Origin of the sequence: Roseateles oligotrophus (assembly GCF_014204525.1) — a bacterium.
GTDB lineage: Bacteria > Pseudomonadota > Gammaproteobacteria > Burkholderiales > Burkholderiaceae_C > Paucibacter_A > Paucibacter_A oligotrophus_A.
Map to the genome: position 1 here is coordinate 461,679 of NZ_JACHLP010000005.1, position 23,598 is coordinate 485,276.

Annotated in this window: 19 protein-coding genes; 7 read left to right on the forward strand and 12 right to left on the reverse strand. The window is 64.5% G+C overall.

The genetic code is table 11. The annotated features are described in order from the left end of the window. Positions 1 to 3 precede the first annotated feature (3 nt). Positions 4 to 2,025, reverse strand: a complete 2,022-nt coding sequence (locus tag HNP55_RS14610) for a TonB-dependent receptor (protein WP_246448414.1) — start codon at positions 2,023 to 2,025, stop codon at positions 4 to 6. A 93-nt stretch (positions 2,026 to 2,118) separates the two neighbouring features. On the opposite strand from HNP55_RS14610, the gene HNP55_RS14615 reads away from it, so the two are divergent. Next, a complete protein-coding gene (locus HNP55_RS14615; RefSeq protein WP_221439598.1) occupies positions 2,119 to 3,048 on the forward strand; it encodes a helix-turn-helix transcriptional regulator in 930 nt (309 codons plus the stop codon). 16 nt (positions 3,049 to 3,064) lie between these two features. Here the strand turns inward: HNP55_RS14615 and HNP55_RS14620 are convergent, their stop codons facing one another. Further along, the gene (locus tag HNP55_RS14620) at positions 3,065 to 3,496 is read right to left on the reverse strand and encodes a helix-turn-helix domain-containing protein (protein ID WP_184300640.1); all 432 of its coding nucleotides are present in this window, start codon (positions 3,494 to 3,496) and stop codon (positions 3,065 to 3,067) included. A 75-nt stretch (positions 3,497 to 3,571) separates the two neighbouring features. Between HNP55_RS14620 and HNP55_RS14625 the strand changes: the two genes are divergently transcribed. Beyond that, positions 3,572 to 4,435 carry a class I SAM-dependent methyltransferase gene (locus HNP55_RS14625; RefSeq protein WP_184300643.1) on the forward strand — a complete coding sequence of 288 codons (864 nt, stop codon included), beginning with the start codon at positions 3,572 to 3,574 and terminating at the stop codon, positions 4,433 to 4,435. A 292-nt stretch (positions 4,436 to 4,727) separates the two neighbouring features. Here the strand turns inward: HNP55_RS14625 and HNP55_RS14630 are convergent, their stop codons facing one another. The 4 genes from HNP55_RS14630 to HNP55_RS14645 all read right to left on the reverse strand — a co-directional run bounded on the left by HNP55_RS14630 (position 4,728) and on the right by HNP55_RS14645 (position 8,538). Beyond that, positions 4,728 to 5,207: a pseudoazurin gene (locus HNP55_RS14630; protein WP_184300646.1), complete on the reverse strand. Its 480-nt coding sequence runs from the start codon at positions 5,205 to 5,207 to the stop codon at positions 4,728 to 4,730. A gap of 40 nt (positions 5,208 to 5,247) precedes the next feature. Then, positions 5,248 to 5,694 (reverse strand): ferric iron uptake transcriptional regulator, encoded by a 447-nt coding sequence (gene fur / locus HNP55_RS14635; protein ID WP_184300649.1) that lies wholly within the window; start codon positions 5,692 to 5,694, stop codon positions 5,248 to 5,250. Positions 5,695 to 5,914: 220 nt separating this feature from the next. After that, positions 5,915 to 8,119: a carbohydrate binding family 9 domain-containing protein gene (locus HNP55_RS14640; protein WP_221439599.1), complete on the reverse strand. Its 2,205-nt coding sequence runs from the start codon at positions 8,117 to 8,119 to the stop codon at positions 5,915 to 5,917. Positions 8,120 to 8,250: 131 nt separating this feature from the next. Further along, complete coding sequence (locus HNP55_RS14645) at positions 8,251 to 8,538, reverse strand: hypothetical protein (RefSeq protein ID WP_184300651.1); 288 nt, start codon at positions 8,536 to 8,538, stop codon at positions 8,251 to 8,253. Positions 8,539 to 8,768: 230 nt separating this feature from the next. On the opposite strand from HNP55_RS14645, the gene fhuF reads away from it, so the two are divergent. Then, entirely contained in the window at positions 8,769 to 9,578 is an 810-nt protein-coding gene (fhuF, locus tag HNP55_RS14650) for a siderophore-iron reductase FhuF (protein WP_184300654.1), read from the forward strand. Between the two features lie 52 nt (positions 9,579 to 9,630). Here the strand turns inward: fhuF and HNP55_RS14655 are convergent, their stop codons facing one another. The 5 genes from HNP55_RS14655 to HNP55_RS14675 form a co-directional block, all read right to left on the reverse strand. Beyond that, positions 9,631 to 9,861, reverse strand: coding sequence for a helix-turn-helix domain-containing protein (locus tag HNP55_RS14655; RefSeq protein WP_055399713.1), 231 nt, complete (start codon positions 9,859 to 9,861; stop codon positions 9,631 to 9,633). Positions 9,862 to 10,009: 148 nt separating this feature from the next. After that, complete coding sequence (locus HNP55_RS14660; protein WP_184300657.1) at positions 10,010 to 11,068, reverse strand: histone deacetylase family protein; 1,059 nt, start codon at positions 11,066 to 11,068, stop codon at positions 10,010 to 10,012. A gap of 28 nt (positions 11,069 to 11,096) precedes the next feature. Continuing rightward, positions 11,097 to 12,815, reverse strand: coding sequence for a cyclic peptide export ABC transporter (locus HNP55_RS14665; RefSeq protein WP_184300660.1), 1,719 nt, complete (start codon positions 12,813 to 12,815; stop codon positions 11,097 to 11,099). A gap of 25 nt (positions 12,816 to 12,840) precedes the next feature. Next, complete coding sequence (locus tag HNP55_RS14670; RefSeq protein ID WP_246448416.1) at positions 12,841 to 15,276, reverse strand: penicillin acylase family protein; 2,436 nt, start codon at positions 15,274 to 15,276, stop codon at positions 12,841 to 12,843. Next, on the reverse strand, positions 15,266 to 16,114 hold the full coding sequence (locus tag HNP55_RS14675; protein WP_184300663.1) for a N(5)-hydroxyornithine transformylase PvdF: 849 nt from the start codon (positions 16,112 to 16,114) through the stop codon (positions 15,266 to 15,268). The genes HNP55_RS14670 and HNP55_RS14675 overlap by 11 nt, the downstream gene beginning before the upstream one ends. Before the next feature lie 406 nt (positions 16,115 to 16,520). Here HNP55_RS14675 and HNP55_RS14680 point away from each other — a divergent pair, with 406 nt between their 5' ends. The 4 genes from HNP55_RS14680 to HNP55_RS14695 all read left to right on the forward strand — a co-directional run bounded on the left by HNP55_RS14680 (position 16,521) and on the right by HNP55_RS14695 (position 22,505). Beyond that, positions 16,521 to 17,822 carry a lysine N(6)-hydroxylase/L-ornithine N(5)-oxygenase family protein gene (locus HNP55_RS14680; RefSeq protein WP_184300666.1) on the forward strand — a complete coding sequence of 434 codons (1,302 nt, stop codon included), beginning with the start codon at positions 16,521 to 16,523 and terminating at the stop codon, positions 17,820 to 17,822. 369 nt (positions 17,823 to 18,191) lie between these two features. Next, on the forward strand, positions 18,192 to 18,698 hold the full coding sequence (locus HNP55_RS14685) for an RNA polymerase sigma factor (protein ID WP_184300812.1): 507 nt from the start codon (positions 18,192 to 18,194) through the stop codon (positions 18,696 to 18,698). 72 nt (positions 18,699 to 18,770) lie between these two features. Further along, complete coding sequence (locus HNP55_RS14690; RefSeq protein WP_184300669.1) at positions 18,771 to 19,970, forward strand: FecR family protein; 1,200 nt, start codon at positions 18,771 to 18,773, stop codon at positions 19,968 to 19,970. Positions 19,971 to 20,096: 126 nt separating this feature from the next. Further along, positions 20,097 to 22,505, forward strand: a complete 2,409-nt coding sequence (locus HNP55_RS14695; RefSeq protein WP_184300672.1) for a TonB-dependent siderophore receptor — start codon at positions 20,097 to 20,099, stop codon at positions 22,503 to 22,505. A 46-nt stretch (positions 22,506 to 22,551) separates the two neighbouring features. On the opposite strand, the gene HNP55_RS14700 is transcribed toward HNP55_RS14695, so the two are convergent. Then, positions 22,552 to 23,598: thioesterase domain-containing protein (locus tag HNP55_RS14700; protein WP_246448417.1), on the reverse strand; the 1,047-nt coding region annotated here is incomplete at its 5' end.

The window sequence follows — 23,598 nt, forward strand, 5'->3', positions numbered from 1 at the left end:
CGATCAGAGACGGAAGCTCAGGCGCAGCCCGGCTTCGCGAGGTGGGCTGTAGATCGTGATCGTGCTGGCGGGAAAGCCGATCACGTCATAGTGCTTGTTGGCAGCGTTGTTGACGTAGGCCGTCAGTTCGGTGCGGCCCCACGCATAACCAGCCGACAGGTTGATGACGGCATAGCCCGACCGCTTGTTCGCCGCCGTGTTGGCCGCATCGACGTAGACCTTGCCGGCACCGACCGCCTGGGCCTGCGCAAACCAGCCCGTGGGCGCGTCGTAGCGCACGCCGAGATGGCCGTTGATGTCGGGCGCAAAGGGGTTGCGCTTGCCGGTGTGGTCGTTGGCGCCGTCACGAAACTCGCGGAAACGCGTGTGGTTGAGCCCGAACCCCGTCTGCACCTGCCAGCCGGTGCCGATCAGCCAGCGCAGTTCGGCCTCGGCGCCGGTCGAGCGGGCCGACGCCGCGTTGGTCATGAACACCTGCCCGGCGGCCGAGCCCATCTGCTGCACCTGCATGTCGTCGATGTCCATGCGGTAGACGGCCGCGCTGTAGCGCAGGCGGCGGTTCAAGAGGTGGCCCTTGGCGCCCAGCTCGAAGGCGCGCACCTTCTCGGGCTCGTAGCGGCGATGCGTTTCCGGCGCGAAGGTGTTGAATCCCCCCGCACGGAAGCCGTCGGACACGCTGGCGTAGAGCTGCGCCGCAGGCTGCCATTGGTATTGCAGCGCGAGCTTGGGGCTGGCATGGGTCCAGCTGCGCGACTGCTCGCTGCCGCCGGCCAGTGCAAAGCGCATCTCGTCGCGTTCGACGCGCAGGCCGGCCTGGATGGACCAAAGTGCCGACCCAAACGCCGACCCCAGCACCGTCAGCGGCACGTCCCAGTGGGTGAACGCGGCCGTGGAATTCCCTTGCTGCGTCGAGCGCGTGCGCGCCAGCGCAAACGGCGTCTTCTGCTCGAAGTTCAAGGCGTTGTCTTCGCGGTCGAGATAGACACCGGCGACCCAGCGCGCCTCGCCGGCCTTGCCCTCCAGGCGCAGCTCCTGCGACACGGTCTTGAAGTGGTAGTCGCGCCCCAGGTGCACGAGGTCGGCCGGCTGGAAATCGGTATCCTGAAGAATGCGGTCGAAGTACTCGTTGCGCGCCGTGATCGAGCGCAGGCGCAGGTCGTCGGCCAGTTCATGGGAGACATCCAGCGACGCCGAACGGGCCTTGGATCGGTTCCAGCTCTCGGTGCCGGAACGCACGGTCTCGCGTGGACCTCCCGTCGGCCCCCACAGGGAGCCGCCGTCGTCGTGCTCGCGCTGGTTCAGCCGCAGCGTGGCATCGGTGCGGGCACTCGGCGTCCAGCGCAGGGCCACACGGCCGCCCTTGCGCTGCCGGTCGTCCTCCTTGCGGCCGGTGGTGGTGTTGTCGATGAACCCGTCCTGCCGGGCGAATTCGCCGGCCACGCCCAGGAAGAGCGTGTTGTCCACCAGGGCCCGGCTCGCATCGAAGCGCAGTGCCTGCTTGTTGCGGCTGCCCAGGTCGAGCGAGACGGCGGCGTACGGTTCATTGCCCGGGCGGCGGGTGACGATGTTCACCACACCGGCCTCGGCATTGCGTCCATAAAGGGTGGATTGCGGGCCGCGCAGCACCTCCACGCGTTCCACCCCCAGCAAGGCATCGTCGAAGCCCAGCCCGCGCAGCGTCGCCACGCCATCCACCACCAGCGCCGTCGAAGACGAGAACGACGTGACGTTGGCCGACAGCCCCCGCATCACCGGCGGCTGCGCGCCCGACTGCCCAAAGGTCTGGAACACGAAACCCGGCGTCATCGCTGCCACGCCCTCCAGGCCACGCACACCGTCGACTTCGAGCTGCTCGCCATCGAAGACGGTCACGCTGGCGGGCACACGCTCAAGCGCTTGGGCCTGTTTGTTCGCTGTGACCGTGACGGCCGGCAGCATAGGCTCCTGGGTCTGCTGGGCCAGCGCCGACAGGGCGGTTGCCAGCATCGGCAACACCCCGATTGCCCGCAAGGGAGGAATGGGCATGGATCGTTCTCCTTGAGTATCAGATGACATCCATGCTAAGAAAGAATGAGAATTGTTCTCACAGTATTTCGGTAGCAATCGGGAGGGTTTCGTATGCAAACGGGAGCGAGGCTGGGCACGAGGGTTGAAGAGGTGCGCGCCGTGGGGACGACAGGCCGCCTTCCTGTCTCTGGCCACGGCTGCTGGATTGAACGCGCCGCGCTGGACGACGGGCTGACGGTGGTTCGCTCGCACTATCAACCGGCGCGGGACCTCGCCGAGGCATCCACCCAGAGCGACACGGGGCCGACGCTGGTGATCACCTACGGCCTGTCCGGCGAGTCCGGCTTCGTGGCCGAGGACGGCTCCAGCCTGCGCTTCGGTGCCGGACGCACCACCCTCGCGGCCTTTGCGCACACGCGCGGCGAGCGGCACTTCCGCGCGGAGACGTCCGTTCGCCAGCTCAGGCTGGTGCTCAACGGCAACGCGCTGTCGCGCTATCTGGGTGAAGCGGCCGCTGCCCGCCTGGCCAGTCGCAGGGGAATCCGCCTGCTGGGTGAACACGCGACGACGGCCTGGTGCCGCACCCTGCTCCATCCCCTGCTGTCGCCCGAGGTGGCAACGCCCGTGGATCGGCACATCGCTGCGCTGACCCTGGCGGCCGAACACCTGCGCCTGCTCATGCCGGCGCAGGTGCCGAGCGCCTCATCCCTGCGCCTGAGCGCGGCCGACGTGGAAAAACTCGCCCGAGCCCGCGATCTGATGCACACCCAGATGGATCGCGCACTGACGATTCCGTACCTCAGCGCCACCGTCGGGCTCAACGAATGTAAATTCAAGCAGGGGTTTCGTGAGCTTTACGGCACCACGCCGCACCAGTTCCTGCTCGATCTGCGCATGCGGCGCGCACGTGCATTGCTGCAGTCCGGATGTCAGGTGGCTCAGGCGGCCTACGCGGTCGGGTACCGGCACCCGGCCAGCTTCAGCGCGGCCTTCAGCCGCTACTTCGGGCAGGTGCCCAAGTCGCTGAACACACCGGTCTGACGGCACACGTCCGGCACTACGGGGAGCGCACCCTCGTCTTCCTTCTCGGGCCGAGCGCACCGGATGCAGCCGCCTGCAGGATGCGGCGGAAGGTGGGACATTCCATATGGGACGGCGCCGGACAGACGGCTGCATGGCGCAGTCCGTCGCGCATGGCGCTCAGTTGGCGGATCGTCCGGTCCAGCTCGTCCGCCTTGGCCGTGAGCATCTGCCGGTCGATGCTGGGCTGGCCGTCCGGCGAGAACATGCGCGCGATGTCGTCGAGCGAAAAGCCGGCGGCACGCCCCAAGGCGATCAACGCCAGCCGCTCCAGCACGCTCGCGCCGAAAAGACGATGCAGTCCGCGTCGGCCGATCGAGGCGATCAGCCCCTTTTCTTCGTAGAAGCGCAGCGTCGACGCGGGGACGCCAGCGCGCCGCGCCACCTCGGTGATGTCCAGGCTTTCCATCCTCTTGACCTCAAGTTGACTTCAAGTTGCACAGTATGACTCCCGCCTCATTCAGGCAAGCAAAAGGAGATCGACATGGAAATCACCCAACCTACAGATGACGGGCAGGCTGCCCTCTGGAACGGCGCTGCCGGCCGGGCCTGGGTCGAAGCGCAGGAGGAGCTCGACCGGATGTTCAAACCGTTCGAGAATCTCCTCGCCACGGCGGCATCCACCGCGTCCGGCGGCCGGGTGCTTGACGTCGGCTGCGGCACGGGCGGCACGACGCTCGCGATCGCCAGGCGGCTAGGCGATGGGGGCCACTGCACCGGCATCGACATTTCGGAGCCGATGATCGCCGCAGCCCGGGTCCGCGCAGAAAGCGAACTTGTGCCAGCAAGCTTCATCCTTGCGGACGCGCAGGTTCATGCTTTCGAGCCGGCGGGCTTCGACATGATCGTCTCGCGTTTCGGCGTCATGTTCTTCGAGGATCCCGTACAGGCCTTCGCCAATCTGCGGCACGCCGCGAAGGACGATGGCGAACTCCGCTTCATCGCCTGGCGCAGCCCTGCGGAAAACCCCTTCATGACGACAGCCGAACGGGCCGCGGCCCCTCTCCTGCCGAACATCCCCGCCCGTCGGCCGGATGCACCAGGGCAGTTCGCCTTTGCCAACGCGCAGCGGGTTCTAAACATCCTGGAGAACAGCGGCTGGAGTGGGATCGATATCCAACCAATCGACGTCAGCTGCACCCTTCCCGAGAAAGAACTGGTCCCCTACCTGAGCCGACTCGGACCTGTCGGCCGGGTGCTCCAAGAGGTGGACGAAGGTGGCCGCAAAGAGGTCATCGAAACCGTCCGTGCGGCCTTCGATTCCTACGTGACGGGCTCTGCGGTCCACTTCGTTGCCGCATGCTGGATGGTCAATGCACGAGCAACATCCACTCCGCAGCGCCGATAGAGGCCGTTCGCGCCTGAGACGGTGGAATGTCCGGTCGAACAGTCCGCCTGCGCGGCCTATGCACTCGCCTTGGCGGAGCCGCTGCGTCGACTTCCTCCTGGGGATCGCTCCTGGCACCCTCGGCAACGCCCGTAGAGTGCCAGCGCATGGCCCTTGACGGTAAACCCAGGAGGCGCAACTTCAGAGAAGTCGCAAGGGCACCATTCCATGTCGCACGCCCCCGGACCGGGATGGGGCCAGGGCGCGGATTGGGCAGAACTCACAGACTGGCTTCGGGGTCACCGAGCCAGGGTCACTTGACCTGGGCCAGCGCCTTGTCGAAGCGGTCCTTGCCCATGGCGAAAGCCGCCTGCTCCTTCGCCGCCGCTGCCTTCGCATCGGCCAGGTTGCCCGGCTTGCCAGCCTGGATCACCCCGACCATGCCCATCATCTTGTGCGGCTGGCAGGCGTAGAGGTAGACACCTTCCTTCTCGACCTTGACCTTGAACTCCTTGTCCGGGTCGCTCTTCCAGCCGTTCGCGCCCGGCGGCACCAGCAGGGAGGCGCTGTTGTGGGCGGCTTTTTCGGTTGGCGTGAACACGACCGTGTCCCCCACGGCCACCTTGACGAAAGCGGGCTCGAACACCATGGATCCGTCCTTGCCGGTGCTGAGCATCTTCACGGTGTGGTCCGCGGCTTGCGCCGATGACGCGACAGCCAGCAGCAGAAGCCCACCCAGGACGACATCCGGGCAAGGCATGGTGGAGAAGCGGCGAAAAACGGCAAACGACATGGCAAAACTCCTTCAAGAGTGAATCGAAATCGATGGGACGTCATCGGCCCGCTGGGTGCCCTGGGGTGCAGTCTGGGCAGTAGCCGTAGAGCGCCAGTCGGTGGCGCGTGAGTTGGTAGCGGTGGGCCACCGCCACGTCCTGCCGCAAGGCCTCGACGGCCTGGTTGCGGAACTCGTCCACCCGCCCGCACCCGAGACAGATCAGGTGGTCGTGATCGCCACCCTCATTGAGTTCGAAAAGCGCCTTACCCGCCTCGAAGACGTTGCGAGACAACAGGCCCGCCGATTCCAGTTGCGACAGCACCCGGTACACCGTAGCCAGCCCCACGTCATGCCCATGCGCGAGCAGACGCCGATAAACATCTTCGGCGGACAGGTGGCGCTCGCTGCTGGAGCGGATGATCTCCAGCACGAGACGACGCGGCAGCGTCGCCTTCAGCCCGGTTCGTTTCAGATCCTGGTTGTCCAACTCTTGGAGGTTTTTCATGCGCAGATATTGATACGTTCAACACCACAACCGCCGTGGCCATCCCCCCGGCAGTCGTCTCCCAATGCAGCGCGCCGCCACCGTCAACCAAGACGAGTTGCCCGTGCGTTTGTTTAGATCGAAGCTCTCATTCGGCCCCACCACTCCGGCTGACCGAATGACGGATCACACGCTGCGTGTGGCGTGCAACTTCTCATCAACCATGCCACCCGGTTCGCCGTTACCGCTCAAGATTCCACACCAGCTTGAGCATGGCGCGGGTCTGATTGGGCAGCAGGTCGCGCTGTTCGCCCGTGTAGCCCAGGCGATCGAGCGAGAAAATCACTTCCCGGTCCGGCCTCCATAGCCATCGCAAGCGGGCACTGACGCCCAGTTCCTTCGAGACGTTGTCCCACTGCAGCAGCAGGCTTTGAGCCAGACGTGTGCTGGGGGTGTGATCCAGGCGCAAGGAGGCGGTGCGGACGGTGAAACTGCCCGACGGCAGGCGAATGGCATTACGCGCGAGGCCCACCCGCCAGCCCCAGTACGGGCCGGGTTTCCAGGCCAGCTGCAAGGTCTGGTCATCACGATGCCCGTCGTAGTACCCGCCGCTGCGCAACTCCGCTGTCGCCGAAACCGGTCGGGACGGCGCAGTTTCCAGGTACCCGAACAGGTAATGCCAGCCATAGCGGCCCGGCTGAACGGTCACGCCAGGCACAGGGGTGTAGGCAGAGGCCAGGCGATCCCCTTCGAAGAACACCTCGACCATCACCGTATCGCCGGCCGCATTGGTGTAGCCGATCTCCGGGTTGAGCAACCAAGAGCGCTCGCTGCCGTCCTGCTTGCGACGGAAATTCCAATCGACGCCCGGGATGATGTCCTCACCGGTTCGGGTGCGATGCCACCAGCCCAGTTCTCCCTTCCCACGCGTCACGCCCGCTTCGGCGAGGTAGCCCAGGGCGGGATTGAAGTGCGCATCGATGCGCTGCACCTCGGCGTTGCCCGTGAGGCCGACGTTAGGATACTTCACGCTCGCCCCCCATGACCGGCCATTGCCCAACCCGGCGTTGCTCGATTCCAGCACCCAGGCATGCGTCTCCAGGGTCTTGCCCCCCGCCCCACCCGGTGGCGCCCAGTTGGTGTCCCGGAACTGGTAGTCCACGCCCCACAGGCTGCTGCCGGACGTGCCTTCCGGATTGCCGCGGGTGGCCGTCAGCCCGACGCGGCTGCGATGGCCCAGCGGACGCGCGACCCGCAGGACGGCCACATCGGCGGCGCGCTGATCAGGCTCGCCCGGCTCGGTCGGCCCGCCAGCCACGCGAGCGCCAAAAAGGCCGAAATCAGTGCCAGCGAGTTGTCCCGAGAACTTGAGGCCGGCATCCAGGCTGCGCCCACGCCCGGTCGCATCCAGCCCGACCCGGCGCGAGTAGTACGGAATGACGGCGCTCTCCACCAGGCCGCCGAACGTGAAGCGCCCCGCATCCTGCAGGAAGAACTCGCGCTTCTCCGGGCGGAAGAGTTCAAAGCGCGTGAGATTGACGGTGCGCTCATCCGCCTCCGCCTCACCAAAATCGATGTTCAGCGCTGCCGTGGTCCGCAACCCGGAAGGGCTCTCGTGGAACACCTCCAGGCCGGGCTCCAGGCGCTGCCGCGCCCGACCTGCGCCCGAGGCGGCCGACGACTCGCTGGTGGCGCGCAGCGAGGCCTTCAGGCGCAGCCCCCAGCCGTCCTGATCGGCGACGATGGCCGGCATGGGCAGCGCATCACCCAGGGAGTACACCTCCTTGTCGGGCTGGATGCCGGCCAGCCGCACACGCTCGCTGCCGCGCGGCATCCAACGTTCGGCATTGACGCGCCAGGTGCGCACCTCGTCCTCGCCGACCGGACGCCCGCGCCCGAAGACCGACAGCGGAATGGTGATGTCGGCACGCCAGCCGTCGGCCTCGATGCGCGCTTCGCTGCGCCACAACGCGTCCCAGTCGAAACGCATCTGCCCGCCGTCGAAAATCAGCGCGTCGAACTGGGCGCCGTTGGCATTGACCGCGAAAAGGTAGCCGTTACGGCCATCGCCATCGGGATCGAACACCAGCGTCACCTGATCCTCCTTGAGCATGCCCTCCACGTCCCGACGCATCTGCTGCGCCACGATGGCCGACGGCTCGGGGTCGTAGGCTCGCACCTGGATGTGCAAGGCCCTGCCGTCGTGGGCCATGCGCAACTCAGTGCGGCGTGTGGGCGCCGATCCGGCCACGGGAGCCACCTGCACAAAACCGCCGATGGGTGCGGCATCGACCAGAGAGGGCACAGCCCCAGCGAAATCAGTTGTCGCGGGCAGCCGCAAGGCAGCCATGAGGGTCGGCGACGCAGGCGCTGCATCCGGAGCGGCCGTCGCGAAAGACGCCATCATTGCCACGGTGAGCCCCACCGCCTGGCGGACATGGCCCACGCCCTTTCCATACAGGTGTGCAAGACGTAAAAAACTGCTGCGGCAACGCGCGCAGCCATGCCCAAGGCCATACAGCCCTGTCATCCACATCGGCAAGCGCCAGCCGCCGGCGATTCCAGACCGACCAACCGTCATGCCGCAGCGGTCAGTTTGCCGAACGGCGGTCTACCCGCAGCAAACCCAGAAGGGGTCTTAGTGATCCGAGTACCCTGAACACGGATCAGGCCATCGGCGAACAAAAAATGGCGATGGCCGTCCGGGGCGGTCGACTCGGGCGTGTCCCCATCGACCTCGGCCACCGCCACCGCCGCGTTGCCCCGGGTGACGAGCGACGCCAGGCGGTGCGCGCCGCTCGCGATGTCGGTCAGCACCTCGGCAAGGGACAAGCGGCACAGCTGCAGGTGAGGATGGGCAAGCATGGACGGTTCGAATCCGATGAAAACGGCAGAAAGTATCTCAATTCGATCCTTTGCTGCCAGGGTGGGTGCGCGACGCGGATGGAACCGCTCCATTGAAGACGGGCGATCCACCGATTTGTTTAAACGCTGCGGTCGCCCATGCGTCTTGGGTGTGTGACCCTCACCACATCGACCCTGCCAGGCGCTCTCCCGGCCGGCGAATGCCATCCCCTTGTTGAAGAGAACCCACGGTGATTCCTCTGCTCACCCCCTTGTTCCAGGGCGAGTGGGCGCCCCTTGGAGAGGCGCTCGCCTGCTCCCCGCGCTGGCCGCCCGATGCCATCCAGGTTTCGCACCTGATTCGGGACGATCGGCTGCTGGCCAGCGCGATCCGGCAACATGCACGCCGCCGTGGCGTCACTGGCGACGATCTGCGGGCTGCAGCCTCCGCCTGGAGCATGGACTATCTGTGGGCCCTGCTGCCGCCGGTCGCCGCCGCAGCGAGCGTGCTGCAGCACGGTTTTCCGATGCGCGCCGAGCAGGTCGCGGTCGAGCTGGACGGCTCCGGCACGCCGACGCGCTTCCACATCGCACTGGAAGGTCGTTCAATGGCGGGCGAACCGACGGCAGTTCGCTATGGTCCCCTGCTGTGGCATCACCTCGAACCGCTGTTTGCAGCCATCGCCCGGCAAACGCGCCTGCCGCAGAAAATCCTGTGGGCCAATGCCGCACGGTATCTGCAGACCATCCTTGAGCAAGCGCTGGCCTTGACCGGAGACGCCCCCCATGTCGCCGCAGACCTGCACGCGCTGCTGCACGAACCGCACTGGCCGGACCAGCACCGCAACCCGCTGTATGCCCGACAACGGGAAGCCAGTCGGATCGAGGACGGCACCCCTGTCACCATCCGGCTGCACCGGCATTGCTGCCTGTACTACCGGCTCCCCGGCCACGGCTACTGCGGCGCCTGCCCACTCGACCCGCAGCACCGCAATCATCTTCGGGCGGGCGACGATATGCTGCTGGAGATATGCGATGGCGACTGGGACCCCGGTCTGTAGCCGCATGACGAGCTCGAGCCCGAAGGGCGGCCGTCGGCAGGCCGCGAACTCGCTACGCGCCGGTGCGAAAGTCCAGCAGTTCCGAGGGCTGCATGTCGAGGGCCTGCGCGAGGATGCAAATATTGACCAGGGCGATGTTGCGCAAGCCCCGCTCCACACCGCTCAGGTAGCTGCGAGCCAGCCCGCTTTCCAGCGCAAGGCGCTCCTGCGAAATACCCCTCTTGCGCCGAAGGGCGGCAAGATGGGCACCAAAGCGCTTGCGGGGATCGTAGTCGAGTTCCATAGCATTTCCAAAACAGTAGGAAAGCTATAGGGACACGCTCTATGAATCCACGCCCTTTCAGTGCACGCTTTATGAGTCACATTTGGTTTCCCACAACCAGATGCGCCGGGATGTATCACCTCGCTCATTGCCTGCGGCCCGGTCACTGTCATCGGGCCAACCCGACTCCCTCGCTCAAGTAAGCCTGGAGCACGTTGGCGGTGTTGATGCCGATGTCGTCCACCGCGTAGCCGCCTTCGAACACCAGGACCGTCGGCATGGCCAATCGGCCCAACCGGCTGCCAACCCTCAGGAAGTCGTCGTGGGTCAGCCGGAAGCCCGAGATCGGATCGCCTTCATAGGTATCCACCCCAAGCGACACCACCAATGCGTCCGCCTTGAATGCCTGGATTCTCTGCAGGGCCATCTCAAGAGCCCGGCACCAGGCCGCCCCATCGGTCCCCCGCGGTAGCGGCAGGTTCACGTTGAACCCTTCGCCGAGACCGGCACCGGTTTCTTCGGGGTAGCCGATGTAGTACGGGTAATCGGTCCGCGGATCGGCGTGGATGCTCACGAACAACACGTCAGGACGGTCGTAGAAGATCGTCTGTGTCCCGTTGCCATGGTGGTAATCCACGTCGAGGATCGCCACGCGCTGCGCTCCGCCGTCACGCAAGGCCTGCGCTGCAAGCGCCGCGTTGTTCAGGAAGCAATAGCCGCCGAAATAGTCCCGTCCCGCATGGTGCCCGGGCGGCCGCGTCAGTGCGAAAGCCGCCGGCTCGCCAGCGAGAACGCGCCGGGCTGCCGTGATCGCGCAGTTGGCGCCCTCGCAGGCCGCGTCCCAGCTGCCGGCGGTCAGCGGCGTGCCCGCATCGAAAGTGTATTGGCCCAGGCGCGCCACGAAACTGTCGGGAACCACATCGGAGCGAAAGGCGCGGATCGGCCAGTACGACGGCAGGGCATCCCGCCCTGCATTGCCCGGATCGAGCGCGACCCACTCCTCCCAGGCACCGCGCAGGAAGGCCACGAAGGACGGCGCATGGACCTTGTTCAACAAGGCCAGATCCATTTCACCCGGCAGCTCGAAGCGCCCCATCCCGCGACGCACTAGTTCCTGTCGCACACGTTCGACCCGCGCGGGCACCTCCACACCCTCGACCAGCGCACCCCGAAACATCTCCACACGCCCATGATGGCGCGGATGAACATTGTTGTAGACGATCAGCACCGGCCAATTCCTTGCACCCACCGAGGAATCATGCGCCCGCCAATCCTGCTGCCAACACCGGCCCTGCCTCGTCCGCACCGGTCTTTCGGTCCTCGACGATGCGCCCGTTGGCCATGCGCACCACCCGATCGGCCACGTGGAAGTAGCGATCATCGTGGGAAATGACGACGACGAGATGGCCCCGATCCCGCAGTTCCGGCAGCAGTTCCGTGTAGAAGAGGTGCCGGAACGTCGGGTCCTGATCTGCGGCCCACTCGTCGAACACCAGCACCTGCCGGCCCTCCAGATAGGCGTGCACCAAGGCCAACCGCTTGCGTTGCCCGGTGGACAGATCCAGGGTGTTGAATGCCCCCTCCTTGACGCTCACCTTGTGGGCGATCTCGAGACGCTCCAGGTATTTCAGGGCCGCTTGCGTCACGCCCTGCTCACGCCCCTCCACCTTGCCTCCGGCCAGCAGATCCTCGAACAGGTAGAAGTCCGCGAAAACGGTCGTGAACAGTTGCCGGTAGTCGTCCCGGGTTTCCACCGTCACCGGCTCCCCGTCCAGCAGGATCTCACCGGCCTTTGGCGGGTACAGCCCCAGCAAAACCTTGATGAGGGTGGTCTTGCCCGACCCGTTGTCGCCGACGACGAAGACCAGTTCTCCGCTGTCCAGCCGCAAGTCCAGCGGCCCCAGGACGAACCCTTCGGTCGCGCCGTCGGGCGCCTGGAAGGCGTACTCCACGTTCCTCAGCTCGATGGCCTGCTCCAGGGCCACCCGGCTCTCGGGTCGATCCAGGTGCAGGTGCGGCTCCGGATTGGCGAAGTGGGCCGACAGGTCGGCGATTCGCTGAAACGCCACCTTGGCCCGCCCGACCTCTGGCAGCACCCCCAGGATCTGGTCCATCGGCCCTTTCAGGAACAGCAGCACCAGCACGAACCCGCTGAGCACGGCGGGCTCCGTGGACCGGAAAGCCGCCCAGCCCAGGATCCAGGCGATCAAGAGGAAGTAAAGCGCGGACCCGAACGCAGTCGCCAGCACATAGGTGTTGATCGCCTTGCTGTTGACGTCACGGATCGCCCCGATGATGCGTTCGATCTGACCGTTGTACATCCGGCTGCGCCGCTCCCGGTGCATGCGAAGTTCCTTGGCCCCGGCACTGATGTCACGGTAAGTCTTGTGCAGTTGCTCCTCGTGGTCCCGCGCCTTCCAGAAACCCGACACCCCGCGCGCCTGCGCAAACAGTTGGGCCACCGTCCCCCCGACCAGCGCCACGATCAGAAAGCCGAACAACGGCAGCGACAGATAGGCCAGGTAGCCCAGGCAGCCCAGGACCGTGGCCACCGAGACCAGGGTCGTGGCGAGGGCGAAGATCACGTCGCTGATCATGTCCACGTCCTGAGACAGCACAGGCATCAGTCGGTGCGTTCGGTACCGCTCCAGTGCATCGATCGGGGCCGACAGGATCTTGCGCGCCAGGCTCTTGCGCACTTCGGCCACCAGGCGCTGGCCGACCCAGTTGGTGGACACGTGCGAGACGGCGCGCCCCAGCAAGGCCGCCAGGCACAACGCCACGAAGGACAGCAGCACGTCGCCGGCCATGCCGCTGCCGCCGGCAAGCACCTGATTGACCACTCCCAGCAAGGCCACCGTGGCGGCACCCGCGCCAACGCCGGTGATGGCCGACAGCAGGATCCATGGAAAAAACGGCCGCAGCAGCTGCAACAGCTCGCGTGCCTGATTGCGTTCGCTCATCGAATACGCCATGCGCAGACCTCTTCCTATCTGGGTTTCACGGCCGCAAGACCGCGCGCGTCAACTGCGGATCGCGCTGGATGTCCGCCTCGTTGAACGGAAAACGCAGCCATGCCTTGCGCGAGTAGCGCGCAACCGGCGCGCTGCCCCGGCCGTTGCTCACGGCGAGTTCGTCCTGTCCATGGGCCAGCAGCGTGTGCGCCTCGACCCCCGTCTCGCCGAAGCGCACCACCTGCAAGTAGCTGTTGGAGACCGCATTCGCGTCCAGAACGTCCTTCCCGTCCTCAGGGCAGGCCACGGTGAAGTAGCCTGCACCACCGCAGCCACCGTAGATCGGCCAGCGTCGACCGCCGCTGCGCACGTAGCGCTGACTTCCCGTCGCCGCGTCCAGCGGTATCCCTTTGGCACTCAGCGCAACGATCGCCGAGGTCAGCGCCTTGCCCGCCCCACCGTCGTTCGGCATGGGCACCGCCGGCGTAGACAGCGGCGCATCGATGGAAAAAGACGTCCGGTAGAGGTTCCCTTCCGGGATCTTCTCCAGTTCGTCCCAGAACGCATCCCACAGCAGCGCCCCACGGTCGCCCGCCTCTCCGGTATTCCCCCAGGCGCGCAGAACGCCGCAGGCCTTCGTGTAGGCGTCACGCCCTGCGCTTGCCGGCACGCCCACCCGAGAGCAGGCCTGATCGAGCAAGGTCAGCTTGAACTGCTCCGCGGAATAGGCGCGTGAGCGCAGCGCTTCCTGCATCGCCCAGCGCCCGAGTTCCTCGGACGACCGCGCACCCCGTTGCAACAGGTCGATCGCAATCTGATGCCCCAGACGGCCGCGGTGATGCAGCGCGGATTGAGCCGCCCCCAGCAAAGAGGGAAATCCGTCGAGCGGCTGGTCGACGTTGGCGAGCCAGTAGCTGTCGTTCATGTTGGCCACATAGTCTTCGCGCAGAAGACTGGGAAGCCGCTCGGCCGGCATGGCACCCGACTGCACCGCCTCTCGATCGACATGCCAGATGCAGGCGGATCGGCTGCCATCCAGGAACGGGGTGCGCGGATCGAACTTGGCGAAGGCGCCGGCAAGAGGCGCATTGCAGGCCTGACGGTGATCATCGGGCACATCGGGTACCGCACCGATGTCCGCATACCAGACCCGCCCATCTCCCTTGCCAATGGCCACGGTATTCACCCATGGCATGGCCGCCTCCTTGCGCTGGATGGCGATGAACTCGTCGAGCGAGCCCGCCAGATTCCACCGCAGGAAATTCCGGTAGACGCGCTGGTTGTCCGCGTTGACATCGCGCACCGCCAGGGCACGTTGGGCAGACCAGCCCAGGGCGGAGTCCATCCGGCCCAGATCCACCACGGGACCGAACCGCGATGTGTACAGCGTCCTGCTCACCTGGCGAGCCTGCCCGCCCTCGTCCGCCACGTCCACGGTGACGGTGCGCGACTGCATGGGCTCGGACACGCCATCGACCAGATAGCGCCTGGGATCCGAAGGATCGAGCTCCAACTGGAACAAGCCAAAGCGGCGCGCGCTGGAAACCGTATGACTCCACGCTACATGCTCGTTGAAGCCGATCATCACCAGCGGCACCCCCAGGAACCCCACCCCCGCCACGTTCAATTTCCCGGGAATGGTCAGGTGCATCTGGTAAAAGCGGTCAGGGCCACCCCAATACCAATGCGGGTTGCCGAGCAGCACGGCCCCGTCGCCGCCAGTGGCACGCTGTCCCCAGGCGATCACGTTGCTTCCCAACTCGGCACGCGGGCCGAGATTGTTGGCCAGACGCACCCGCAGCTCACCCGAAACCGCAGCATCGGTCGCCCGCACCCTGTCGGGCGAGGCGTTGACGATGTCGGGGAGAAACTGCAGATAGCCCGCCGTCAGATGCGAGGCGTACATCCGGCGGTGGATGTCCTGCGCCGAGATCTCGCGAACCCATTTCTTGCCCAGGCAGGCACGGTGGGCGTGGCGGCGCGGGTGGGCTTGGGCCTCCCGCAGCCAGCGGTTGTAGCCCTGAGCAAAACCCTCGGCGAGGTCGTTCAACTCACGGGGCTGCTCGGCCTGGAAACGCGCCACCGCCGCGTCATCGACAAAGGCCCGGAAGAAGAAGTCCGAGTCGATGTTCTTCGATCGCCCCACATTGGAATCAACCGAGGGACGCTGCTCCGCGCCAAAAAAAAGGGAACGTCGCCCCTCATTGGTCACGAACGACTCCGCCAGGGTGCACAGCGCGTCCTGCGCCTGCACATACCCGATGCCAATGCCCAAGTCGCGCCATCCGTTCGCCCGAATGTGCGGGATGTCATCGGTGGTGCGCCGTATCTCGATGGATCGCGCGACTGCGGTCATGGCTTCGTCCGACACCCCACGGGCGCGCGCCGGATGGGGCATCAGCAGAGAAAGCGCGGCGATCAGCACCGCGCCCGAGGCACACCACCGCCCCCACGCCCGCGCGATCGCGGGTTCAGCAGGCATGGGCCACTCCCAGCTCGACGCCCACGACCTTGGCGAGGCCCTGTTCCAGCGCCGGGAAAAGACTTCGATGGAAGTTGTTCCAGCGCAGTTCCAGAATCGTGTCCTCGGGGTCGATGTCGGTGGCCAAGACGTCGGCCACGACTTCTCCGGAGTCGATGCCGTTGTCAACGTAGTGGAAAGACGCGCCGGTCTGACGAACCACGGGCACGTCGATGTCCTCCATCGTCTGCCAGTTCACGACCTTCTTGCCCCGTGCGCCATGCAGGGCGTCGAGCGTGGCATAGGCGCCGCGCCGCTGGTGGGGCGAGCCATCCCGCGTGATGCCGGGATGGATGTTGTAGATGCGCCGGGCGAATGGCGCCCCCGGACGCACCAACTCGTCCAGGATGACCAGCAAGCCATCCAGAACGACGACATCGGCCTGCACGCCGCTCAGCGCCGCCAGCAGGCGCTCCTCGAAATCATGCTTGCCACTGGCACGCCGAGGATCGTTCAGCGGCAATCGCCGGTAGGTCGAGGGCACGGGCGTGAGCAGATCGTTGAGCGCACGCCCTTGGACGGCCAACCCCGGCGGGTAGAACCACGTTCCCCCTGGTCGGGGCGCGAAGCCGTAGTCGGCCAACCTGGCTCGGTCCGCGGGAGACCCCTCGTCGTCATCGAAGATCACCCGGTCAAGCACCAGATGCTCGCCCAGGGGACCCTCGTTGAGCAGGGTCACCAGATGCTCGAGTGGCGAGGGCATGTACCGCGCCTCGGCCTTGTAGTTGATGTGCTGGCCGGCCTTGTCCGCGGCGGCGTTCCTGAGGGACCAGATGTAAACAAGACGTTTCTGAGCCATGGTCGGTATGTAGGGGCATGTTCTGGAGAAGACGCCTGCCAACCGGCACGCATCCTGGTGTCCACACCCTGATCCGATACACGCAGCCAGCCACTTTGCGCTCGCGGTCAGGTGTGTTGCCTCATAAGACGCATCAGCCCCTCATCTGTTTAGCCGCGCTCGCGGAACCCGGCGGACTAAACAAACAAAACTCTCCCCCGTCTTGTTGGCATGGGACCGCCATCACGCCACGACCTCCTTTGCGCCGGACATCCCCGGTGCGGTGCCATGGCGCAGCCCGTCCGGACCGCGATGGCCCCCTCACGACCGATCTGCGGCCGTGCGTCATCGGCGTCTTCATCGATGTCATGTGCATCGACGATCACAGATGCCCCATCCATCAGCACCACCTCGTGAGGACCACCGCATGCACATCCATGACCTGATCGGAATCGGCTTCGGGCCATCCAACATCGCTCTCGCCATTGCCCTCCAGGAAGAACGGCAGGCAGGGCACCGCCCCATCGACGCGTTCTTCATCGAAAAGCAAGCCGGCTTCTCCTGGCACCCAGGCATGCTGCTCGGCCATGCCCACATGCAGATCTCTTATCTGAAGGATCTGGCGACGCTGCGCAACCCGCGCAGTCGCTTCACTTTCGTGAACTACCTGCACGAACAAGGCCGGCTGCCCGACTTCATCAACCTCAAGTCCTTCTTCCCGAGTCGCCACGAGTTCAGCGACTACCTCGGGTGGGCTGCACGCCAGTTCGACGACATCTGCGCATACGCCGAAGAGGTCATCGAGGTGCTGCCTGAGCAAAAGGACGGCCACGTCCCCCTGCTGCGGGTGCGATCCCGTGACCAACGGGGCGCCGTGCGGGATCGCCTGGCCCGCAATCTCGTGGTCAGCGTCGGCGGGACGCCCAAGGTACCGGACTGCTTCAAGAAGCTGGCGGGCGAGGCCCGCGTCTTCCATTCAAACGGCTACCTCACCGGCATCGCGGCCAACCGCCAGGCGCGCAAGGTTGCCGTCATCGGAGGCGGCCAGAGCGCGGCGGAGATCTTCGTCGACCTGCACAACCGAGCGGAGCCCACCGACGTCGACCTGATCATGCGCGGCCGGGCCCTGCACCCGTCCGACGACAGCCCGTTCGTCAACGGCATCTTCAACGCGGATTTCACCGATCACATGTTCCAGCAGGACGAAGCCACCCGCGCCAAACTGCTGCAGGAGTTTCACCGTACCAACTACGCGGCCCCGGATCTCGAACTCATTCAGCAGATCTACAAGATCTTGTACGAACAACGGGTCGTGCGCGGCGATCGCCATCACCTGCTGCGGCGGCACGAGGTACTGAGCGCAAATGCGCGCGCAGACGGAGTTGAACTCGTGCTGCGCGATCTGGACCAGAACATGGAACTCACGCGGCGTTACGACGCTGTGGTGCTGGCAACGGGGTACGAGCGCGAGAACCACAAGCCCCTGCTCACCCCGCTCGCCAAGCACCTGGGCGATCTACAGGTGGACCGCAACTACCGTCTCAGGTCTGCCACCGAGTTCCAGCCGGCCATCTTCCTGCAGGGGGCATGCGAGGGCAGCCATGGGCTGAGCGACACCCTGCTCTCCGTAACGGCCGTGCGCGTGAAGGAGATCATCGAAGCGCTCGGATCATCCACCGCGCGCAAGCCTGGCGCCAGCACGGAGAAATTCGCTGCTGCCGCCACCTGAGCGTCACGCCCCAAGGAAGGATCGATGGATCCCTTCCTTGGCGCAGCAAGCCCACCGAACACGGGACACGAACACAGGCACTCATAGTGGTCAGATGACGGGCATTCGAGTAGAATGGAATGATTGTCATTCCGAATGATGCTACAGAGGCCTCGCTGCCAGGGATTGGAATCCCCCCGATCCCCTGGAGAGACCCGCCCCTCGTAAGCGCCGAGCCCTGCTTCGCTTGGCCTACGCCAGCCATATAGCCACGCCGTGCGTCCGGGAATGGCCTCGAGCCCTGGCGGCGCGGCGTCGGTGATCCACCACAGCCAGCTTGACGCATGCCCTTGCCAGGAAACGTCGTCACTTTGGGACGCTGGCTGGACTGTGATCACTCGCTACTACCGGGAACTCCTGAACTTCTGCCTGCGCAAGGTCAAGGACCGCGACACCGCGGCCGACCTGGCGCAGGAGAGCTGCGCGCGCGTCCTGGCCATGCAGCAGGCCGGGCAAGCGGTGCTTGAGCCCCGGGCCCTGCTGCGCCAAGTGGCCCTGAACGCCAAGATCGACATGGATCGGCGCGCGGAGGTCCGGCAGCACGACAACATCGATGAACTCGACGAGGCCGTCCTGCCGACCCAGCCGCAACATCTTCAACCCGAGGAAATCTACGCCTCCTCGCAGGCAGCCGAGGCCTATCTCAAGGCCATCGAGGCCTTGCCGACCCGATGCCGCGAAGCGTTCTGCCTCTACGCTTTCGATGAACTCCCGAACAAGGAGATCGCGCAGCGCATGGGCATCTCGCTCAGCATGGTCAACCAGTACATCAGCCGCGGCAAACTGGCTTGCGCCGCATGCCAGCAGCCGCAGAAGGGCAGCCATGCCAAGGAATAGAGAACCCTTGCGTGCCGGATTGATCCTGCGGGGGTGTAGTTTTGCGCGGCCTCGTGCGTCTATACAAATAAGATGATCCGAACGACAGCCCCCACGGGCTCTTCTTGTTGCTCACCGTCCGCGGATGCCTCTCTCGATGAAGTGGCCTCGCGGGAACTCGAGGCGTTCGTCCGCGGCCAGGATCCGGTCGACGTCGCCGCGACGGACTGGCACACGCGCCGGGAGCAAGGGCTCAGCGCCATCGAGGAGGCCGAGTTCCAGGCCTGGCGTGCTGCCCACCCTGCCCACGCAAGAGCCTGGGCACAGGTGGACGACAGCATTCGCCTGCTTCGCAGCATGCCGGCAGAGCGGGTGGCGCATCTGCGCACGCCCCGTCGCGGGTCTCCCCCACACCAGACAGAGAGGCCGCCCCAGGCAAGCATCGACACCCCAGCCATCGGGCAAAAGCGGCGCACGCGCAATGACCCGTGGCGCTCACCCGCGCCGAGCGCCCGCTCATGGTGGCCGCGCGGTTTCGGCGCCGGGGTTGCAGCGCTTTGTGGCGTTTGCACCATGGCCGCCGGCATTGCCTGGTATCAGTGGACACAGCCGACCTTTGCCAACACCTACGCAGCGGAGCAAGGTCAGCGGCTGGACGTGCCGCTGCCCGATGGCAGCCATCTGACGCTCGACGCGGACACCCACCTGGAGGTCTCGCTCTACCGCAATCGCCGTGAAGTCCGCCTGGCGCATGGCCAGGCCATGTTCAACGTGGCGCCGGACACCGCCAGGCCCTTTGACGTTCTGGCTGGCCCCGCCCGCGTCACGGTGGTAGGCACGCGCTTTGCGGTCCGCTACATGAGGGACGGCGCCGATGCCGGAACCGTGAACGTTGCGGTGGAGGACGGGCGCGTCAAGGTAGCCGACGCGACCATCGACGCCCGCGAACAGTCCAGTCGCCAACTCGTAGAACTGTCTGCAGGCCAAGGCGTCCAGGTCTCGCTTTCTGGTCAGATGAGCCAGGTCTCCTCCATCTCCCCTGCCGGCATTGCCCCCTGGCGGCAAGGGTTGGTGCGCTTCACGAACACCCCGCTATCCGATGCGGTGCACGAACTGGAGCGATACCACGCCACCCGCCTGGTGATCCGGGATCCGGAAGTGGCCGCGTTGCGCATCGGTGGCAGCTACCAGATCGGCCGCCCGGACATCTTCGCACGTGTGCTGCCGCAGATTCTCCCGGTACGCCTGGTCGCGCGGGACGACGGCAGCACCGAGGTCGTCAAGGCGCGCTGACCGCAAGACCACCCGGCCCCTGTAAGAAAAAGTTGCGGAAAGGGGTGTACATCTGGACTGGTCGCGCGTCTTTAAGAGTAGTGAGACTTATTTTCATTCACACTACTGCTTAAGGAATAGACCTCGATGCGCCACCCGCACCTCCGCCTCAACCCCGCACCACTCACCCTCGCCATCGCCCTGGCCATCAGCGCTCCCGGGCTTGTTCATGCCCAAGCCGCCGCCACAGACAAGCCGGTGGCCATCTCCATTGCGGCGCAACCACTTGACGCCGCACTGAACGAACTGGCCGCGGCCACGGGTGTTCCCGTGGCCTTCTCCCCTACCCTGGTCGCAGGCAAGAAGGCGCCAGCGGTCAAAGGCAACCTGACACCGCGCGAGGCCGTCAATCAACTCCTCTCCGGTAGCGGACTTGTGGCCACGCAGGAGGGAGGGTCCATGGTGATCAAGGCCGCCCGGTCACCTGGCGAGCAAGGCGCAACGCTGCCGGCGGTGACGGTGAAGGCCTCTGCTATGCCTCACCCTGACGGCAGCGCAGCCAGCGGCTACCGCGTAGAGAACGCAAGCGTCGGCGCGTTGGGCGAAAAGTCGCTCAAGGACACGCCCTACAGCATTGAGGTTTACTCCCGGGAATTGATGGACAACAAGCAGGCCCGGTCGCTAGCTGACCTCACCAAGGGTGATGCATCCATTGGCCTCTTGCCAGACAAGACCTTCGCGCGGCACCAAGTCAACATCCGCGGACTGCAACAAGACAGCAATAGCGGCAACAAACTTGACGGCATGAATTACAGCATGCCGTTTGGTCCTAATGAGTTGCCCCTCGAACTCATGGAGCACGTCGAGGTCCTGAAGGGCGCAGGCGGCTTTCTTTACGGTTTCGGTGCCCCAGGGGGAATAATAAATTACGTGTTGAAGCGACCGACCGACGATCCTTTACGCAGCCTGAGCACACAGGTCACCGATAGTGGCTTGGCGCTTATTCATGGCGATGTGGGTGGGCGCTTTGGAACCGATAAGGCATTCGGCTACCGCGTCAATCTGGCTCATGAGGATGGAGAATCCTACGTCAAAGACAACAACTCCCGTCGCACCGCAGGCTCGATCGCGTTGGACTGGCGCATCACGCCCGATCTGGTCTGGCGGATCGATGCCCTCGCGGAGCATCATTTGCGGACCGCAGGCTATTTCGGGGTGACTCCAAGTGCGGCGGGTGCCAGCGATTGGTCAGGTAACGCCGAACCACCCGCGCCGATCGATGGCAGCGAGCGTATTGCACCAAAGTGGGGGCGCGCGTACACGGAATACGAAACCTACGGTACCGACCTGTCCTGGCGAATCACGCCCGACTGGAAACTCTCGTTGGCCTATCGCACCACCGAGTTCGGCCAGGAAGTCAAGCACCCCGCCTACTTCTTTGCAAATGCCCAGGGCAATTACGAGATCTTTGCAGAGAACTTTTCGCGACGATTCGAGGATCAACATGCGCAGGCCCTGCTCAGCGGCAAGTTATCAACGGGCCCGGTGCATCACGATCTGACATTCGGCGTATCGCGCACAAAGAGTGACGACTTGATTAGCTCAAGGTATGAGACGACCTTTCTGGGGCCCGGTAATCTCGCCAGCCCCGCAGACTTTGCCGACCCCTTCGCGAACAACGTATCGCTCGGCGAAGCAAGGAGTCCTTTCAACCTCGCGCGCCGGCACGAGATTTTTGCATCTGACACACTGCACCTCGGTGCAGATTGGGATCTGATCATTGGCCTGCGACGCGCCCATTTGCAACAAAGCTCTTCCTGGGATACAGCTTTCGACAAGAGCGCGACCACACCGACGCTGGCAGCCATCTTCCGCCCGATGCAGGGTTTGTCGCTCTACGGCAGCTATATCGAGGCACTCGAAAAAGGTGCCACCGCGCCGACCACTGCCGCCAATGCCGGCGAGTTGTTCCCGCCACTGGTGAGCAAGCAGTACGAAGTGGGTGCCAAGGCCGAAGGCCGTGAGTGGGCAGCCACAGCAGCGTTGTTCCAACTGAAGAAGGGACTGACGTACACTACGCCCGACAACGTATTCACTCAAAATGGCGAGGCACGCTATCAAGGGCTGGAGCTCAACGGAAAATTCCGCCTGAGCCAGCAGTGGCTGGTCAACGCCAGCGCCATGTGGCTGGATGCCACCAACCAGAAAACCGACGGCGGCGCGCTGGATGGCAAGCGCATTCGTGGAACAGCACGCGAGCAGGCGAGTGTTTACGGCGAATACCGCGTGACCGGCCTGCCGCTCACCCTGACGGCGGGGACGCGCTATGTGGGTAAACGACCAGTAGACGATAACGGCCGATGGCAGGTCGGGTCGGTCACCCTGTTTGATGCTGGCGCACGTTACGAAACCAAGTGGGGGAACAACCCGGTCACGTTGCGGCTCAATATCGATAACCTAGCTGACAAGGCCTACTGGATCACATGGCCTGCTCAAACGACATTGATTCAGGGAGCGCCGCGCACCATCAAAATCGGTGCGCAAGTATATTTCTGACAACATTGCATACGCAAGGATGAACCGCCCCGGGTTTCGGGGCGGTTCAGATGCACGCATTTTTAACTCCCTGAAAAAGTGAGTCCAGAAGTTCGGTACTATTGATAATAGATTCGTGGTCAGCATCAACAAACCAGTGATGGATCCGACTTGCCCCCAACTGATTTGAGATCGTCTCAATCTCGACCGAAGACCGATCCTTTACCCACCAGCAATTCACGTTAACATTCACGGAACGCAATGAATTTGCTGAGCGCTCGATCGCCAGATCTAGTGCCCGCTCTATCAGGCATCTTCTGGTCAAATCTTCAGCTGTCAGTCCCTCATACGCCCCACTCGGAATTATCCAACCGCAATCCATCTGTGACCGTACCCATTCAAGTAAGGGTTGCTCGGTCTCCAATGGGTCAGTGAGGCGAAGAGGCACCGACGGCAAATTGCCGGTCGTTTCGCAAACTTTTTGCAGCAGGCCCGCAAAACCGACCTGCCAATTCGTCACATTAGCATTCTTCCGGAGAAGACTTGGCACAGGAGGATCGACTAAGCCCAAGAAAGCCACCTCATGCCCAACTTCTTCGAGCTTTGCCGCCACCAAGGCGGCAAGCATCCCTCCAAGCGACCAACCCACAAAATGATAAGGGCCATGAGGCTGGAACGTTTGAATCAGCTGTGCGTAATCGTTAGCCATCGTCTCCAAAGTGTCGTCGCGATGACGAGGATCGGCCAATGTTCTGCAAGCAATTCCATAAACGGACCGAACTCCATTGAACCGCTTGGCCAGAGACAGGTAACCCAGCACGGTTCCAATACCAGAATGAATGCAAAATAATGGAGGGGGTTTCGCAAGGTTGCGATTGAGCAAGATCATCGGACTCACTGCAGTCCCCGCCAAAGCGTGCAAGGTTGGCTTAGCGAGTATATCCTTGAGGCTTAAATGCAGGCGTGGGATGTCTTGGGTCCGCGCCATGGTTACGACACGTAGCGCCGAGATCGAATGTCCGCCGAGTTCGAAGAAGTTGTCGTGGCGGCCCACGCGCTCCACGCCCAGCACTTCGGCCCAGATCTTGGCCAGCGCCTTTTCCACCTCGCCCTG

Bases quoted from the DNA above. Each gene is read 5' to 3' on its own strand.
- HNP55_RS14690 (WP_184300669.1), top strand. From the start codon at position 18,771: ATGATCCGAACGACAGCCCCCACGGGCTCTTCTTGTTGCTCACCGTCC.
- HNP55_RS14625 (WP_184300643.1), top strand. From the start codon at position 3,572: ATGGAAATCACCCAACCTACAGATGACGGGCAGGCTGCCCTCTGGAAC.
- HNP55_RS14615 (WP_221439598.1), top strand. From the start codon at position 2,119: ATGCAAACGGGAGCGAGGCTGGGCACGAGGGTTGAAGAGGTGCGCGCC.
- HNP55_RS14680 (WP_184300666.1), top strand. From the start codon at position 16,521: ATGCACATCCATGACCTGATCGGAATCGGCTTCGGGCCATCCAACATC.
- HNP55_RS14665 (WP_184300660.1), bottom strand. From the start codon at position 12,815: ATGGCGTATTCGATGAGCGAACGCAATCAGGCACGCGAGCTGTTGCAG.
- HNP55_RS14630 (WP_184300646.1), bottom strand. From the start codon at position 5,207: ATGTCGTTTGCCGTTTTTCGCCGCTTCTCCACCATGCCTTGCCCGGAT.
- fur (WP_184300649.1), bottom strand. From the start codon at position 5,694: ATGAAAAACCTCCAAGAGTTGGACAACCAGGATCTGAAACGAACCGGG.
- HNP55_RS14675 (WP_184300663.1), bottom strand. From the start codon at position 16,114: ATGGCTCAGAAACGTCTTGTTTACATCTGGTCCCTCAGGAACGCCGCC.
- HNP55_RS14670 (WP_246448416.1), bottom strand. From the start codon at position 15,276: ATGCCTGCTGAACCCGCGATCGCGCGGGCGTGGGGGCGGTGGTGTGCC.
- HNP55_RS14610 (WP_246448414.1), bottom strand. From the start codon at position 2,025: ATGCCCATTCCTCCCTTGCGGGCAATCGGGGTGTTGCCGATGCTGGCA.
- HNP55_RS14655 (WP_055399713.1), bottom strand. From the start codon at position 9,861: ATGGAACTCGACTACGATCCCCGCAAGCGCTTTGGTGCCCATCTTGCC.
- HNP55_RS14645 (WP_184300651.1), bottom strand. From the start codon at position 8,538: ATGCTTGCCCATCCTCACCTGCAGCTGTGCCGCTTGTCCCTTGCCGAG.
- HNP55_RS14695 (WP_184300672.1), top strand. From the start codon at position 20,097: ATGCGCCACCCGCACCTCCGCCTCAACCCCGCACCACTCACCCTCGCC.
- HNP55_RS14620 (WP_184300640.1), bottom strand. From the start codon at position 3,496: ATGGAAAGCCTGGACATCACCGAGGTGGCGCGGCGCGCTGGCGTCCCC.